Annotated in this window: 8 protein-coding genes; 7 read left to right on the top strand and 1 reads right to left on the bottom strand. The window is 71.9% G+C overall.

What is annotated here, in order from left to right; all coding sequences use genetic code 11:
* The first annotated feature begins 230 nt into the window (after positions 1-230).
* Positions 231-4,625 carry a glycosyltransferase gene (locus ACIF9R_RS18295; RefSeq protein ID WP_399980841.1) on the top strand — a complete coding sequence of 1,465 codons (4,395 nt, stop codon included), beginning with the start codon at positions 231-233 and terminating at the stop codon, positions 4,623-4,625.
* A gap of 7 nt (positions 4,626-4,632) precedes the next feature.
* Positions 4,633-5,601, top strand: coding sequence for a UDP-glucose 4-epimerase GalE (gene galE, locus ACIF9R_RS18290; protein ID WP_399980839.1), 969 nt, complete (start codon positions 4,633-4,635; stop codon positions 5,599-5,601).
* 473 nt (positions 5,602-6,074) lie between these two features.
* Here galE and ACIF9R_RS18285 read toward each other — a convergent pair whose 3' ends face one another.
* Positions 6,075-8,219: a hypothetical protein gene (locus ACIF9R_RS18285; protein ID WP_399980836.1), complete on the bottom strand. Its 2,145-nt coding sequence runs from the start codon at positions 8,217-8,219 to the stop codon at positions 6,075-6,077.
* Positions 8,220-8,487: 268 nt separating this feature from the next.
* On the opposite strand from ACIF9R_RS18285, the gene proB reads away from it, so the two are divergent.
* The 5 genes from proB to ACIF9R_RS18260 all read left to right on the top strand — a co-directional run bounded on the left by proB (position 8,488) and on the right by ACIF9R_RS18260 (position 13,438).
* Positions 8,488-9,660, top strand: coding sequence for a glutamate 5-kinase (gene proB, locus ACIF9R_RS18280; RefSeq protein WP_399980834.1), 1,173 nt, complete (start codon positions 8,488-8,490; stop codon positions 9,658-9,660).
* Positions 9,661-9,802: 142 nt separating this feature from the next.
* The gene (locus ACIF9R_RS18275) at positions 9,803-10,255 is read left to right on the top strand and encodes a hypothetical protein (RefSeq protein ID WP_399981147.1); all 453 of its coding nucleotides are present in this window, start codon (positions 9,803-9,805) and stop codon (positions 10,253-10,255) included.
* A gap of 64 nt (positions 10,256-10,319) precedes the next feature.
* Positions 10,320-11,606: a glutamate-5-semialdehyde dehydrogenase gene (locus ACIF9R_RS18270; RefSeq protein WP_399980832.1), complete on the top strand. Its 1,287-nt coding sequence runs from the start codon at positions 10,320-10,322 to the stop codon at positions 11,604-11,606.
* Between the two features lie 72 nt (positions 11,607-11,678).
* Positions 11,679-12,269: a hypothetical protein gene (locus tag ACIF9R_RS18265; protein WP_399980830.1), complete on the top strand. Its 591-nt coding sequence runs from the start codon at positions 11,679-11,681 to the stop codon at positions 12,267-12,269.
* Between the two features lie 95 nt (positions 12,270-12,364).
* A complete protein-coding gene (locus ACIF9R_RS18260) occupies positions 12,365-13,438 on the top strand; it encodes a hypothetical protein (protein WP_399980827.1) in 1,074 nt (357 codons plus the stop codon).
* Positions 13,439-13,624: the final 186 nt, after the last annotated feature.

The raw sequence follows: 13,624 nt of genomic DNA, 5'->3' as shown, positions 1-13,624 counted from the left end.
GAGTGCGGGTTGGGTTAATCTGCTGATGAGTCAGCCGCTTCCTTGCTCCACTTGGTTTTTGCTGCCCGGCACGTCTGTGTGGCAGGGTCGCTCCAGGAGTCTCCTTGTCGTGCGAGCCGAGAGCTGGGCGCCTCTCAGGTCATGCCGACGTGAGAGCTTCCGGCTTGGGGGCTGCGGTCTTCGACTTTCGGTCACCTGGCACTGGCATTGGAGGCGTGATGTCCCCGCGCGTGGACGCTGCACCGAGCATCACCGTCGTCGTCCCCGCGTACAATGCCGCGGGGACCCTCGGCAGGGCCCTCGACTCCCTGGTGGTGCAGACGTCGCAGGACTTCGAGGTCGTGGTCGTGGACGACGCGTCCCAGGACAGTAGCCGGATCGTCGCGGAAAGTTACATGGACCGTATTCCGCACCTGAGGGTCCTGGCCCGGCAGACCAACAGCGGAGGCGTCGGAGCACCCCGCAACGACGGAATCCGTGCCGCGCGCGGCGAATACGTCCTGTTCCTGGACTCCGACGACGAACTGCCCGTCAAGGCGTGCGAACTGCTGCTGGAATCGGCCCGGAACACCGGCGCCGACATCTGCGCCGGGCGCGCCCACCGCATCAACCTGCAACGCGGCACCACGCACGTGTGGCAGCCCATGCTCTACGGCGCCGACCGGGCCGTGGACGGCATCCGGAGCTGGCCGGAGCTGATCAACGACCCCATCGCCGCCGCGAAGCTCTACCGGCGGGACTTCCTGCTCGAGAACGAGGTCTTCTTCCCCGAAGGAGTCTTCTACGAGGACACCTTCTTCTCGGCCAAGTCCTACACCCTGGCTTCCGGCATCTCCGCCATCGCCGAACCGGTGTACCGGTGGATGTGGGAGGACCCGCAGGCCGGTACCGCCTCGATCACCAACCGGCGGGCGGAGATCCGCAGCATCACCGACCGGGTCACGGTGCACCGGCTGGCGGACGAGTTCCTGCGCGGCGCCGGTGCCGAGGACATCAAGGTCTACAAGGACGCCCGCTTCATCAGCCACGACGTCAGGCTGTACGTGAAGGAACTCCGCACCGGCGACGAGCAGTTCCGCACCGCGTTCATGGACGTCGTCTCCGAGTACCTGACCGAGATCGACGAACGGGCCTACCCGTTGTGCGGGCCGCTGGACCGGGTGCGTGCCTTCTACCTGCGGCACCGGCTGGTGGACGAGGCTCTCACCGTCGCCGAATTCGAGCAGCGGCGTGGCGTTGTCTCCACCGACCTGACACGCCGTGGCGACCGGGTGTTCTGGTCGGCGAGACATGCCGACCTGCCGGGCGCCGACGAGTTTCTGGACGTGACCGAACTCGGGCTGCAGAAGGAGTCGTTCGAGAACTCCAAACTGTTCAACCGAGTCACCTCGCTCACGGTCGACGGCACCACACTCCGTCTTGAGGGCGAGATCCTCAACCAGTTCGGGCGCATCAAGAGCGGCGACGCCCTGCGGCTGAGGCTGCATGTGCGCGCCAAGGACACCGGCGAGCGGACCGTCGTGGACGTACCGGACGTCCGGGTGGACGAGACCCGTGTCTCCTACCGGGTCACCCTGGATCTCGGTTCGGCGGAGGCCGTGCTCTCGTCCCACGGCCAGGTGAACCTGAACATGCAGATCCTGTGGGAAGGCCGCAAGCACACCACGGCCCTCTCCGTACGCGGCGTCGACCTGGCACCACTCGATCATGTGCTGGAGCCCGCTGGTCTGCGGCCGGACATCACGGGCAGCGGCAACCTCGTCTGGCGTCCGGCCGAAGCCGCCGACGCCCGGGTGGTGACGCGCGAGGCGCCGTCGGCCGAGCACTGGCAGTGGTGGCAGGAACGCGAGCTGCCGCGGAACGCCGCCGAGCCTGCCGAGCCCGCCGCGACCGTGGTGGTGTTCTGCACCGGGTACGGCGACGACGCGCTGCGAGCCGCTCTGAGCTCGCTGGCCTGCCAAGAGGAGTTCCACCGGACCCGGGTTCTCCTGGTCACGTCCGGAACCGGTCCCAAGGCACCGGCCGTGGTCTCGTTCGCCGACCGGTATGACAACACGAGCCTTGTCAGCGTCCAGGAGCCTTCTGCCCAAGCCGCCCGGCAGGAGGTGCTCGGCCGGCTGGCCGGCCCCTACGCGACCTTCCTGGACGGATCCGGGGTCCTGGCCGAAAGTGCGCTGACCGTGCTGCTTGCCGCGGCGGTCACGGATGACGCCGATGTCGTCGTCGCCGACACCTGGGGATCCTCCGATGCGCTGCGCGAGGCCGACACGTTCCTGCGCGAGTGCTTCACGGCCGGTGATCGGACCGTCGGCGCCGTCACCGAAGCCCCCGACCTGCTCTTCGCCGCTTCGCCCGGCGGCAAGCTGTTCCGATGCGACCTGCTGCGCGAGTGCGGCTTCCATGTCGGGGACGGCTGGGATCTCGAGCACATCACCTCTGTGGTCACCATCCTGCTGAAAGCCCGCCGCATCCGCGTCACCGGGGCGCTCGTCCATGGCGTCACCAACGAGGCCCGGGCGGAGCACCCCGCACAGGACCGGCGGGTGATCGCCCAAGGTCTGCTGACCCTGCACCAGTCCCTGCTGGACGCCCACGCGGCCTCGGACCCCGGGACCCGCGCCGTGCTCCGGCGTTTCGTGGCCGGAAGCTTCCACCCGTACCTGGTGAGCCTGCCCAAGATGATGGTCGTGGAGGAACTCGAGGCACTCTTCCCCCGCCTGCGCACCCTGTACCGGGACATACCCGATGACGTCATCCTGGAGTGCGCCGGCCCGAACGCCTCCCTGCTGACGCACCATGCCGTGAAGGCCGGCAGCGCCGCACTCCTCACCCGTCCGTTCGAGGAGCCCCGCTACCTGCCCGAACTGTCGGTCGCCGGCCCGCACCTCTTCCGCAGGACCGAGGGCGACGTCGACGACTCCACACTGCTGCGGGTGGAGTCCCGGACGGCGCAGGCGGAGTCCGTCCGCCCGGTCGGTGACGTCCTGCGCTTCGAGGGTTTCCTGACGCTCGGTGACGTCGACATCTCCGAGGACTTCGGCAACCGCCTGGAGCTCGTGTTCACCGCGCCCGGCGGCCGGGCACACGCGGTACCGGCGCGGCAGGTCTACCGCCGCGACCGCTGGCACATCCGCAAGCAGCGGGACCTGCACAGCGGCTGGCGGGCCGAACTCGGCCGCGACGAACTGGCGGCGCTGCACGGCGGCGTGTACTCCGTCGCTGTCCGGCTGCACGGACCCGGCGGCCACGTCGACATCCCGGTGACCGCGCGCCCCGCCTTCCACCGCTTCAAGGGTGTCGACCGCCTGGGCGCCTTCCGCTACGAGGTGTCCGCGGACACGGAGAACGTGGCCCGGGTGCGGGTGGCCCGGCGGCGGTCGGCCGCCGGGTTCACCGACCGGATACGACGCCTGGCCCGCGAGACCGGCCGGATAGTCACCCGACAGCCGGGCTGGCTGCTTCGGCTGCTCTACTGGCTCACCCTCCCCGTCCTGGGCCGCCGCGACATCTGGATCGTCGGCGAGCGTCACGACACGGCGCAGGACAACGGCTACCACTTCTTCCGGTGGACGCGGCAGAACCACCCCCGGCGCAATGTCTACTACGTCATCGACGCGAAGTCGGCGGATCGTGCGAAGGTCGCCGACTGTGGCAACGTCCTCGCGCTCGGCTCCCTGAAGCACCGGCTCTACCTGCTCAACGCCACCCGGCTGATATCGCCGTACGACCTGGAGGCGTACCTCGCGCCGCCCAGCATGAGCAAGCTCAGCTATCTGCGCCTCTTCGGCGACCTGCTCGCCTACCGCCGGGTCTTCCTCCAGCACGGCGTGACGTACAACGACGTCTCGCAGTCCGCGCACCGGCAGTCCACGAGCGTCGACCTGTTCGTGGCCGCCTCCGAGGACGAGGCCGCCTACATCCGCGAGGAGATGGGGTATGCCCCGGACGAGGTGCGGGCCCTGGGCTTCCCCCGGTTCGACAAACTGCAGCCCGTCGAGGGCCGGCCGACCGTGCTGCTGATGCCGACGTGGCGTCGCGACATCGTGGTGCCGTCGTACAACCGCAGGCTCCGACCGCGCGTCCAGTTCCCCGCCTCGGAGTACTTCCGGTTCTTCTCCCGGCTGCTGGAGGACGAGCGGCTGCGGACCGCTCTGGAACGCTCCGGCGTCCAACTGGAGTTCTACCCGCACTACGAGATCCGTCCGCACCTGCGCCACTTCAAGGTCGACCACCCCAACATCAAGGTGGCCGACCAGGAGTCGCGCGGGGTGCAGGAGGCGATGAAGGAGTGCTCGCTCCTCGTCACCGACTACTCGTCCGTCTTCTTCGACGTGGCCTACATGGGCAAGCCCCTCGTCTACGTGCCCTTCGACGAGGACGACTTCTACGGCCGTCACTACCGCCGTGGCTACTTCGATCTGACCCGCGACGGGTTCGGGCCGGTGAGCCGGACTGCCGAGGGTGCCGTCGACGAGATCGTCGCGGCGATCGACCGGAACTTCACGGTCGGTGAACCGTACGCTCAGCGTGTCGAGAACTTCTTCGGTCAGCGCGACGCGGAGAACTGCGCACGCGTCTTCCGGGCCATCGACGGTCTGGACGCGCGGCGCGACGGAAAGGGATGACCCAAGCATGTGGATGATCACGGGCGGCGCCGGATTCATCGGTGCGCACGTCGTGCGCGCGATGACCGAGGGCGGCCGGAAGGTCATGGTGTACGACGACTTGTCGACCGGCAGCCGCGACCGGGTGCCCGCCGGGGTGCCCCTGGTCGTCGGCAGTGTGCTCGACGGGCCCGCACTGGAGTCGGCGATCCGCGAGCACGGTGTGACCGGCGTCGTGCACGTCGCCGGAAAGAAGCAGGTCGGTGAGTCCGTCGAACGCCCCCTGTACTACTACCGGGAGAACGTCACCGGCCTGCAGACCCTGCTGGAGACGATGACCGCGACCGGTGTCGACCGGCTGGTCTTCTCCTCGTCGGCGGCCGTGTACGGGATGCCGGACGTCGACCTGGTCAGCGAGGAGACCGAGTGTCTCCCGATGAGCCCGTACGGCGAGAGCAAGCTTGTCGGTGAGTGGCTGATCAACGCCGCCGCTCGCGCCCACGGCCTGCGCGCCGCATCTCTGAGGTACTTCAACGTCGCCGGCGCCGCGGTACCGGAGCTGGCCGACTCCGGCGTGTTCAACCTCATCCCGATGGTCTTCGAACGCCTGGAGGCCGGTGAGGCGCCGCGGATCTTCGGCGACGACTACCCCACGCCCGACGGCACCTGTGTACGCGACTACATTCACGTCCAGGACATCGCCTCCGCCCACCTCGCGGCGGCCGTCCGGCTGGAGGCGGCGCCGGAGGGCACCGCCCTCACGCTCAACATCGGTCGCGGCGAGGGAAGTTCGGTGCGCGAGATGGTCGACCGCATCCTCAAGGTCACCGGCCATGAGCAGGTGCGAGCCGATGTCACCGAAAGACGCGCCGGCGACCCGGCACGAGTGGTGGCATCGGCGGACCGTATCCAGCGGGAACTCGGGTGGAGCGCCCGGTACGGCGTGGACGAGATGATCGAGTCCGCCTGGCAGGGATGGCGTCACCTCCACTCCTGAGCCACGGTCGGCGGGGCCCGCTGTCCGCTGACGCTGTGGCGCATCCCGCGGGGGCGGTGAGAGGAGCGTTTCTCCCGGCCGAGCGGCGCTCAGCTGGCGTGCCGCTGGACGAAGCGCTCCCCTCGTGCTCCCCGCGAGGAAGCCCTCGGCGGCCGCCGGACGCATCCGCCGTCTCCGCCCCCTCGTTGTCCCCGGTCCTGGCCGCCGGGCCTGATCAGCAGGGCCCGCCGTTCCCCGTCGCTTGTTGCGATGGCCTGTCCGCCGTTCCCCGCCGCACGGTACCGGACGGCGGGAGGCACGCCTGTCCGACGACCGCCGCCGTGGCCGTGGAGGTGTGCTCGGCCTGCGACGAGGCCGGGAACCCGCTCATCGGGCTGCCGTCCGGGCGGCCCCTTTCGGCGCTGCGCGGCCTGGCCCCGGAACACCGTACGGGTTTGTTCGTTTCCGCCCCCACACGGCGTGAGCGGGCCTGCCTACGCTCCTGGCCGCACTGTGCCGGCCGGTCCGTGACGGCGAGCGGCGGGCGTCGGAGGGGACGGTGACGGTGAGTGCGCCGGCTGCCGGGGGCCGGGAACGGCGGACAGGCGTTCCGTCATCCGGGCCCGGTGCTGTTCGGCGGTCGCGCACAGCGCCCGGACGGCTTCGGCGAACCGCTCCTGGGACGGACGCTCGGCCGGCCCCAGCAGCCGGAGCGCCAACGCAGCGCGGGCCCCGCCCAGTGTGTCGCGCTCAGGGTGCCGGACCGCTTCCAGCAGGGCCGGGACACCGGTCGCGTCCGGTGTCAGGACCGTCGCCGCCGCCACGGTCGGGAACGCCGCGCGGAACGCCGGCTCGGCGAGGCCGCCGGTGTTGGCCACCGCGTAGGGCTTGCCGCTGGCCAGGAAGTCGGTGATCACGCTGGACACATCACTGATCAGCAGGTCGGTGACGTTGAAGCAGGAGTAGAGCGAGGGGCGGGCCTCCGTGACGACCTGGTGCTCCCGCTCGGGCAGCGAGGCCCAGTACCTCTCCTCCCAGGCGGCGGTCACCCGCGCCACCGCCTCGGCCCGGCCGGGCTCCGGGGCGGACTGCCGCAGCATCCGCTCGACCTGGTCGGCGTCCTCCCCGAATCCGTCCGAGGTCAGTCGGTCCAGCTCGGCCGTGAGCGAGGCGAGTTCCGCAGAGGGGGCGGGGCGCTGCCCGGAGCCGGACCGATGGGCCGAGTGGATCAGTTCCCGGATGCGACGGTCCGCGGCGCGCGCCCGCGGGTCCACCGAACCGGTCAGCGGGTGCGGCTTGTACAGCAGCCGCACGTCCGGGTCCGCGAGCAGCGCCCGTACGAGATTCTCGCCGGCCGCGATCAACGATGTGTTGCCGGGATCGCCGTCCCAGCCCTCCCAGGTCGGCGCGTACAGCACGGTCGTGGGACGCCCGGCCGGCGGACCCGCGCAGGGACGTACGGCGTCCAGTTGCGGGCGGCCGATCTCCACCACGTCCTTGTCCTCCACCCCGACCTCGGCCAGTGCGTACCGCTCACGTGCCGCCGGGCCGGCCACCCACACCTCGTCGTACGCCTTCGCGTACGGATTGCACGACGACAGCTTGTCGCTCTCGCCGTGATTGACGAAGGCGTGCTTGATCGTGGGGATGCGCAGGACCTGCGAGGTCTTGCCGGAGTTGGAGGGATGGAGGAGCACCTGGAGCGTGGAGTGCTCGAGCCGCATCAGTGTGGGCACCTTCGGCAGGCACACGATCGGAATGTCGGTCGGCGGGATCTTCGGCACCATGAACCGCTCGCGCAGGATGATGACCGGCCGGGCGTCCAGCCGGCTGAGCGGTTCCAGCCACATGCCGGCCTGGTAGGCGGAGGCCGCACCGCCGGAGAAGTACAGCCCGACCGTCGGCCGGTAGTCGGCCAGCCACGCGTCGAACCAGTCGAGCACCTCCTGCTCGTTCGCCGGGCGCCGGCCGGGCAGCAGCCGCAGCAGCAGCACGGCCAGGCCGGTCAGGGCGAGGACCAGCGACAGGATGACACCGGCCGCCGCGCACCGGGTGTCGTCCGTCGCCGCCGTCGCCGCCAGTCCGGCCGTCGCGGGCAGACCCAGCACCAGGAGCCGGTGGCCCGGCCGGCGCAGCACCGCGGGCGGGGCGGGGGAGAGCCGCAGCGCCGAGGCGTCGATGTTCCGGGTCACCACGGGCAGCACGCGGGTGCGGCGGACCAGCACGGACACCGCCTGGATCGCGCAGTGCAGGGCGTAACAGACGAGCAGACCGGCGGCGATCGCCGCGTACTGGGTCTCCCGGTCCTGTTCACCGAGCCGCAGCAGGCCCACCACCAGCAGCAGATCGCGCAGCACATGGCGGACCGTGATGTCCGCGTGCGCCTTGGCGAGCACGGTCAGTACCCCCCGCTGCCAGCGGTACAGCACACCCTCGACGGCCAGGGACACCGCGGTCGCCACGACGAGCAGCGGCACGTGCGGCGACAGGGCGGCCACCGCCTGGGCCGCGCAGGCGCCGGCCGGCGCGGCCGCCACCAGTGCCGTGGCGACGGCGGGACCGCCCGGCAGACCGGGCGGTGGGAAGCGGTACCGGCGGATCGCCGGCCTGAACCGCCGAGGGGACGTGGGTAGGGGCACTGCGGACACTCCAGGGTCGTCGTGGGGCCGTGCGCCCGGATTAACGCCCGGCGACCACAGGACGACACGCGCGTGTCCCCGAAGCGCTCGGGCCCGTGACGAACCGGCGCCGCGCGGCAGGCGCCCTGTGCCCCACAGGCCCTGGGAGCCCGCGGCCGCCGGGCGGCCCCCGCCCCGTCCCGGAGCCTGGACCGGCGAGCGTCCTTCGCTCCGCTTCGCGTAGATTGCCTGACGGGTGAAACGTTCGACGTGAGGGGACGTGCGGCAGGTGGCAGGGGCAAGGCGGGCCGTGGGCGAGGCGCGCAGGATCGTGGTCAAGGTCGGCTCCTCGTCGCTGACCACCGCGGCGGGCGGTCTGGACGCCGACCGGGTGGACGCGCTCGTCGACGTGCTGGCGAAGACCAGGAACGAGGAAGTGGCCCGCGCGGCCGAGGGCGGCGGACGGCGGGACGGCGGGGGAGCGCGGGAGATCGTCCTGGTCTCCTCCGGTGCCATCGCGGCCGGCCTCGCCCCGCTGGGCCTGCGCCGCCGCCCCACGGACCTCGCCCGTCAGCAGGCCGCCGCCAGCGTCGGACAAGGACTGCTGGTCGCCCGCTACACCGCCTCCTTCGCCCGCTACGGCGTCCGGGTCGGCCAGGTGCTGCTCACCAGCGACGACATGAGCCGCCGCGCCCACCACCGCAACGCCTCCCGCACCCTGGACAAACTGCTGGCGATGGGCGCTCTCCCGGTCGTCAACGAGAACGACACCGTCGCCACCGACGAGATCCGCTTCGGCGACAACGACCGGCTCGCCGCCCTCGTCGCCCACCTGGTCCGCGCCGACCTGCTGGTGCTGCTGTCCGACGTGGACGGCGTCTACGACGGTGATCCCGCCCGCCCCGGCACCTCGCGCATAGCGGAGGTCAGGCACCCCCGGGATCTCGCCGATGTGGAGATCGGCAGCGCGGGGAAGGCGGGTGTCGGCACCGGCGGCATGGTCACCAAGGTCGAGGCGGCGCGGATCGCCGCCGCTGCCGGTATCCAGGTGGTGCTGACCAGCGCGGTGCACGCCGCGGATGCTCTGACCGGCGGCGACACCGGCACCTACTTCCACCCCACCGGCCGCCGCTCCGCCGACCGGCTGCTGTGGCTTCAGCACGCCTCCGCCCCGCGGGGCTCGATCACCCTGGACGACGGTGCCGTGCGCGCGGTCGTGCGGGGGCGCAAGTCGCTGCTGCCGGCCGGGATCGCCGGGGTCGACGGCGACTTCAGCGCGGGCGACCCGGTCGAGCTGCGTGACAGCGGGGGACACGCGGTGGCCCGCGGTCTTGTCAACTTCGACGCCAAGGAGATCCCCCTCCTGATCGGCCGCTCCACCCGTGAACTAGCCCGGGATCTCGGGCCGGAGTACGAACGTGAGGTCGTACACAGGGACGATCTGGTGGTTCTGCATCCGTAATGTGCCGGAACGTCCACCCCCGGTGGTGCACGTTCCGCGAAACCGCCCCGCGAGCCGCGGCGGCCTGCTCAACTTTGTTCGCAGGGACAAGCCCGCCCGACCCCCGGGCGGTCCGCGTGTGAAGGAGGCCGTCGTGAGACGAGTGCGCCCCGGTACGACGGCGTCCCGCGGTGGCGACCGCGCGGCCGGCGACGAGCGCGCCCTGACCAGCGTCGCGGCGGGCGCCCCGTTCCCGGGCGGCGGACCCCACGACCTCCCCCGGCTGTGGCACGTCACCCTCAGCGTCTCCGGCGCGCCGGCCCCGGTCGCGGAGGTCCGCCGGGCCCTGGAACAGCTCGCCCACGACCACCCCTTCCTGCTGACCAGCCGCTACGCCGAGGACCACGCGGAGATCCGCTACTGGGAGGAGGCCCGCGACCTGCACGACGCGGCCGCCGTGGCGCTGCGCCTGTGGGGCGAGCACCGGCAGACGGCGGGCCTGCCGCCGTGGGAGATCGTCGGCCTGGAGGTCATCGACCGGCCGACCTACCACCAGCGGGTCGCCGCGGGGTACGGACCGGTCCTGGCCACCCCGGTGGGTGTCCATCCCTTTTGAACACGTGTCTCATGGTTCGGGATGACGGCGGAATGCGCCCGCCGACCGCACTACCCTTCCCCCCATGACCACGCTCTCGCCGTACGACTCGATGTCCCCGGTCAACCAGGCCGCCTACCGGGCCAAGGGCGCCGCGGCCACGCTCGCGCCGCTGCCGCGCGCCGTCAAGGACGACGCGCTGCTCGCCATCGCGGACGCCCTGGAGGTCCGCGCGAGTGAGATCGTCGAGGCCAACGCCCAGGACGTGGCGAAGGCCCGCGAGGCCGGCACCAGCGAGGGCATGATCGACCGGCTCACGCTCACCCCGGAGCGGGTGCGGGCCATCGCCGCCGACGTGCGGGACGTGGCCGCGCTGCCCGACCCCGTCGGCGAGGTCGTCCGCGGCTCCACCCTGCCCAACGGCATCGACCTGCGCCAGGTCCGGGTACCGCTGGGCGTGGTCGGGATCATCTACGAGGGCCGGCCGAACGTGACGGTCGACGCCGCCGCCCTCTGCCTGAAGTCCGGCAACGCGGTCCTGCTGCGCGGCTCCTCCTCCGCGTACCGGTCGAACACCGCGCTGGTGCGGGTGCTGCGCGACGCCGTGCACGGAGCCGGGCTGCCCGCCGACGCCGTGCAGCTGGTCCCCGGCGAGAGCCGCGACAGCGTGCGCGAGCTGATGCGCGCCCGCGGCCTGGTCGACGTGCTCATCCCGCGCGGCGGCGCCTCCCTGATCAACACGGTCGTCCAGGAGTCCGTCGTCCCGGTCATCGAGACCGGTACCGGCAACTGCCACGTGTACGTCGACGCGCGGGCCGACCTCGACATGGCGGTGGAGATCCTGGTCAACTCCAAGGCCCAGCGGGTCGGCGTGTGCAACGCCGCGGAGACCCTCCTGGTCCACCAGGACATCGCCGCCGAGTTCCTGCCGCGCGCCCTGGACGCCCTCGCCGACGCCGGGGTGACCGTGCACGCCGACGAGCGCGTGATGGCGTACGCGAAGGACTCCCGCGCCACCGTCGTGGAGGCCACCACGGAGGACTGGGAGACCGAGTACCTCTCCTACGACATCGCCGCCGCCGTCGTCGACTCCCTCGACCGGGCCGTCGAGCACATCCGGCTGTGGACGTCGGGCCACACCGAGGCCATCGTCACGACCTCGCAGCAGGCCGCCCGCCGGTTCACCCAGCTGGTGGACTCCACCACGGTCGCGGTGAACGCCTCGACCCGCTTCACCGACGGCGGCCAGTTCGGCTTCGGCGCGGAGATCGGCATCTCCACGCAGAAGCTGCACGCCCGGGGTCCGATGGGCCTGCCCGAGCTGACCAGCACGAAGTACATCGTCACCGGCGACGGACACGTACGGCGCTGAACCGGGCGGGACCGGGGCGCGCCGCGACCGGCGCCCCGGCAGAGGGACGAATTTCCGTACCGTCTGCCCAAATTGACCCCCCAGGTCTACTCTGGATGCGTGCCGGAGGACGTGGGGGGCACGCCGTTCCCTGACGGCTGGGAGCCCGACGACGACCACGACCGCGGGGTGTCGGACGAAGAGTTCGCCTCCGTGGTCTTCGACGAGGACTTCGTACGCGCGGCGGAGGTACACGAACCGACCGCGGTCGAACGCCTCCTGGCCGCCGCGCAGGCCAGAGCCGAGGCCTCCGAGGCCGAGGCCCACCGGGCCCGTGCGCGCGGTGAGCGCTACGACGACGGGTACGGCGGCTACCGGGCCGCCTCCGGATACGGCGACTCCGACGACGCGGACGCCCTGGAGGGCGACTACGGCTCCCCCGGCCCCTACGGCAGACAGGTGCGCTGGCACCGCCCGGTCGCCTGGATGCTCGCCCTGGTGATGGGCATCGGCATGGTCGCGCTGGCCTTCTCGGCCGTCTACCGGGGCGGCTCCTCGGGCCGCCAGGAACCGGTCCCGCCGCCCGCCTCCACCGGCGTGGAGCAGGGCAGCGCGGCGGCGCCCTCCGCGTCCGCCGACTACTCCCAGCCGACCGTTCCGGTGATCCCGCACGGGAGCCCCTGAGACCGGCAGCCGGGCGGCCCGCCTGGTGGGAACCTGTCAGAACTTGAGGCGCGGCGGGGCGTTTACCGCGCCGCCCCCGGACCCACCCTGAAGATATGGGAGGGCCTTCGGACCCACCCGAGGGGACGCCCGAGGGAGCCCCCGGAGGTGGAGAGGACGAATACAGGTCCGTCGTCTTCGACGAGTCCTTCGTCCGTGCTGCCCGGCTCCAGGAGTACTCGGCGCGGGAGCGCCTCACCGACCACGCCCCCGCCGTACGCAGCAGCCCGCACCGGCGCGGGGGCGGCCTGTCCCGCCAGGCGCTGGTCCTGGTGCTGCTGATCGCCGTGGCCTTCGGCACCGCCGTCTACCTGGGCGTGAGCAACCCCTACCGGACCCCCGCCGGTGAGCGGCCCGCCGAGCCGCTGCGGATGACCGTCGTCCCGCTCGCCCCGGAGGGCAGGGTGCCCGGCACGGCCGACGTGCAACGGCTGTACGCGCGCAGTCCGGCGGCGCGGTTCCGCTCCGGCGCCGAAGGGGTACCGCTCCCGGCCTCCCGGAGCACCGCGCACTTCTCCGCCGGGCAGGTGGTCTCCGCCCTCCTCACCGCGAAGGACTACGTCGTACGGTCCTCCCTCGACCCCGGGGTGCTCACCGGGGGCGAGATCCGCCCCGTGCGGGTGCTGCTCGACTCCGGTCAGCTGGACCAGTTCGACCGGAGCTTCGACCGGCCCACCGCCGACGGCAGGCACGCGCCCACCGGATGGCTGGTCCGCTTCGATCCCTCCCTCGTGCAACTGGCCGACCGAGGGATCCGGGTCCGGGGCACCATGCAGGCCGCGGAGCGTGACTCCGCCACCCTCGAGGTGACCACCGACCACACCTTCGTCTACGCGCTGCGGCCGGCCGGCGCCGACCGGGACGCCAGGGCGTCACTGTTCACCGTCCGCCGCGAACTGCGCTTCCGCTTCGACCACGACGACCTGCGCCTGCACCAGGCGGAACTCGTCCTCGCCCAGGTCCAGGCCGGACCGCTGTCCTGCGCCCAGGACTCGGCCGGCCGGCTGCACCCGCTGCTCGCCGGCCAGACGGCCGAGGAGGGCGGCCCTCCCGGCACCGACCCCTATGCCACGGACAGCGCCCCGGCCGTGTGCGGGTCCCTGGCGCCGGGGGCGCAGCCGGATGTGTGAGCGGCGCTCGGCCGGCCGATTGCGCTCGCTGCCGGACGGTCGGGGGCACGGATGTGCCGCGGGTGGTGCTCCGGCCGTGTGCGGGTCCTTGGCGCCGGGGGCGCAGCCGGATGTGTGAGCGGCGCTCGGCCGGCCGATTGCGCTCGCTGCCGGACGGTCGGGGGCACGGATGTGCCGCGGGTGGTG

Source organism: Streptomyces sp. NPDC086080 (assembly GCF_044540255.1).
Classification (GTDB): domain Bacteria; phylum Actinomycetota; class Actinomycetes; order Streptomycetales; family Streptomycetaceae; genus Streptomyces.
This window is presented reverse-complemented; position numbering and strand designations above follow the sequence as displayed.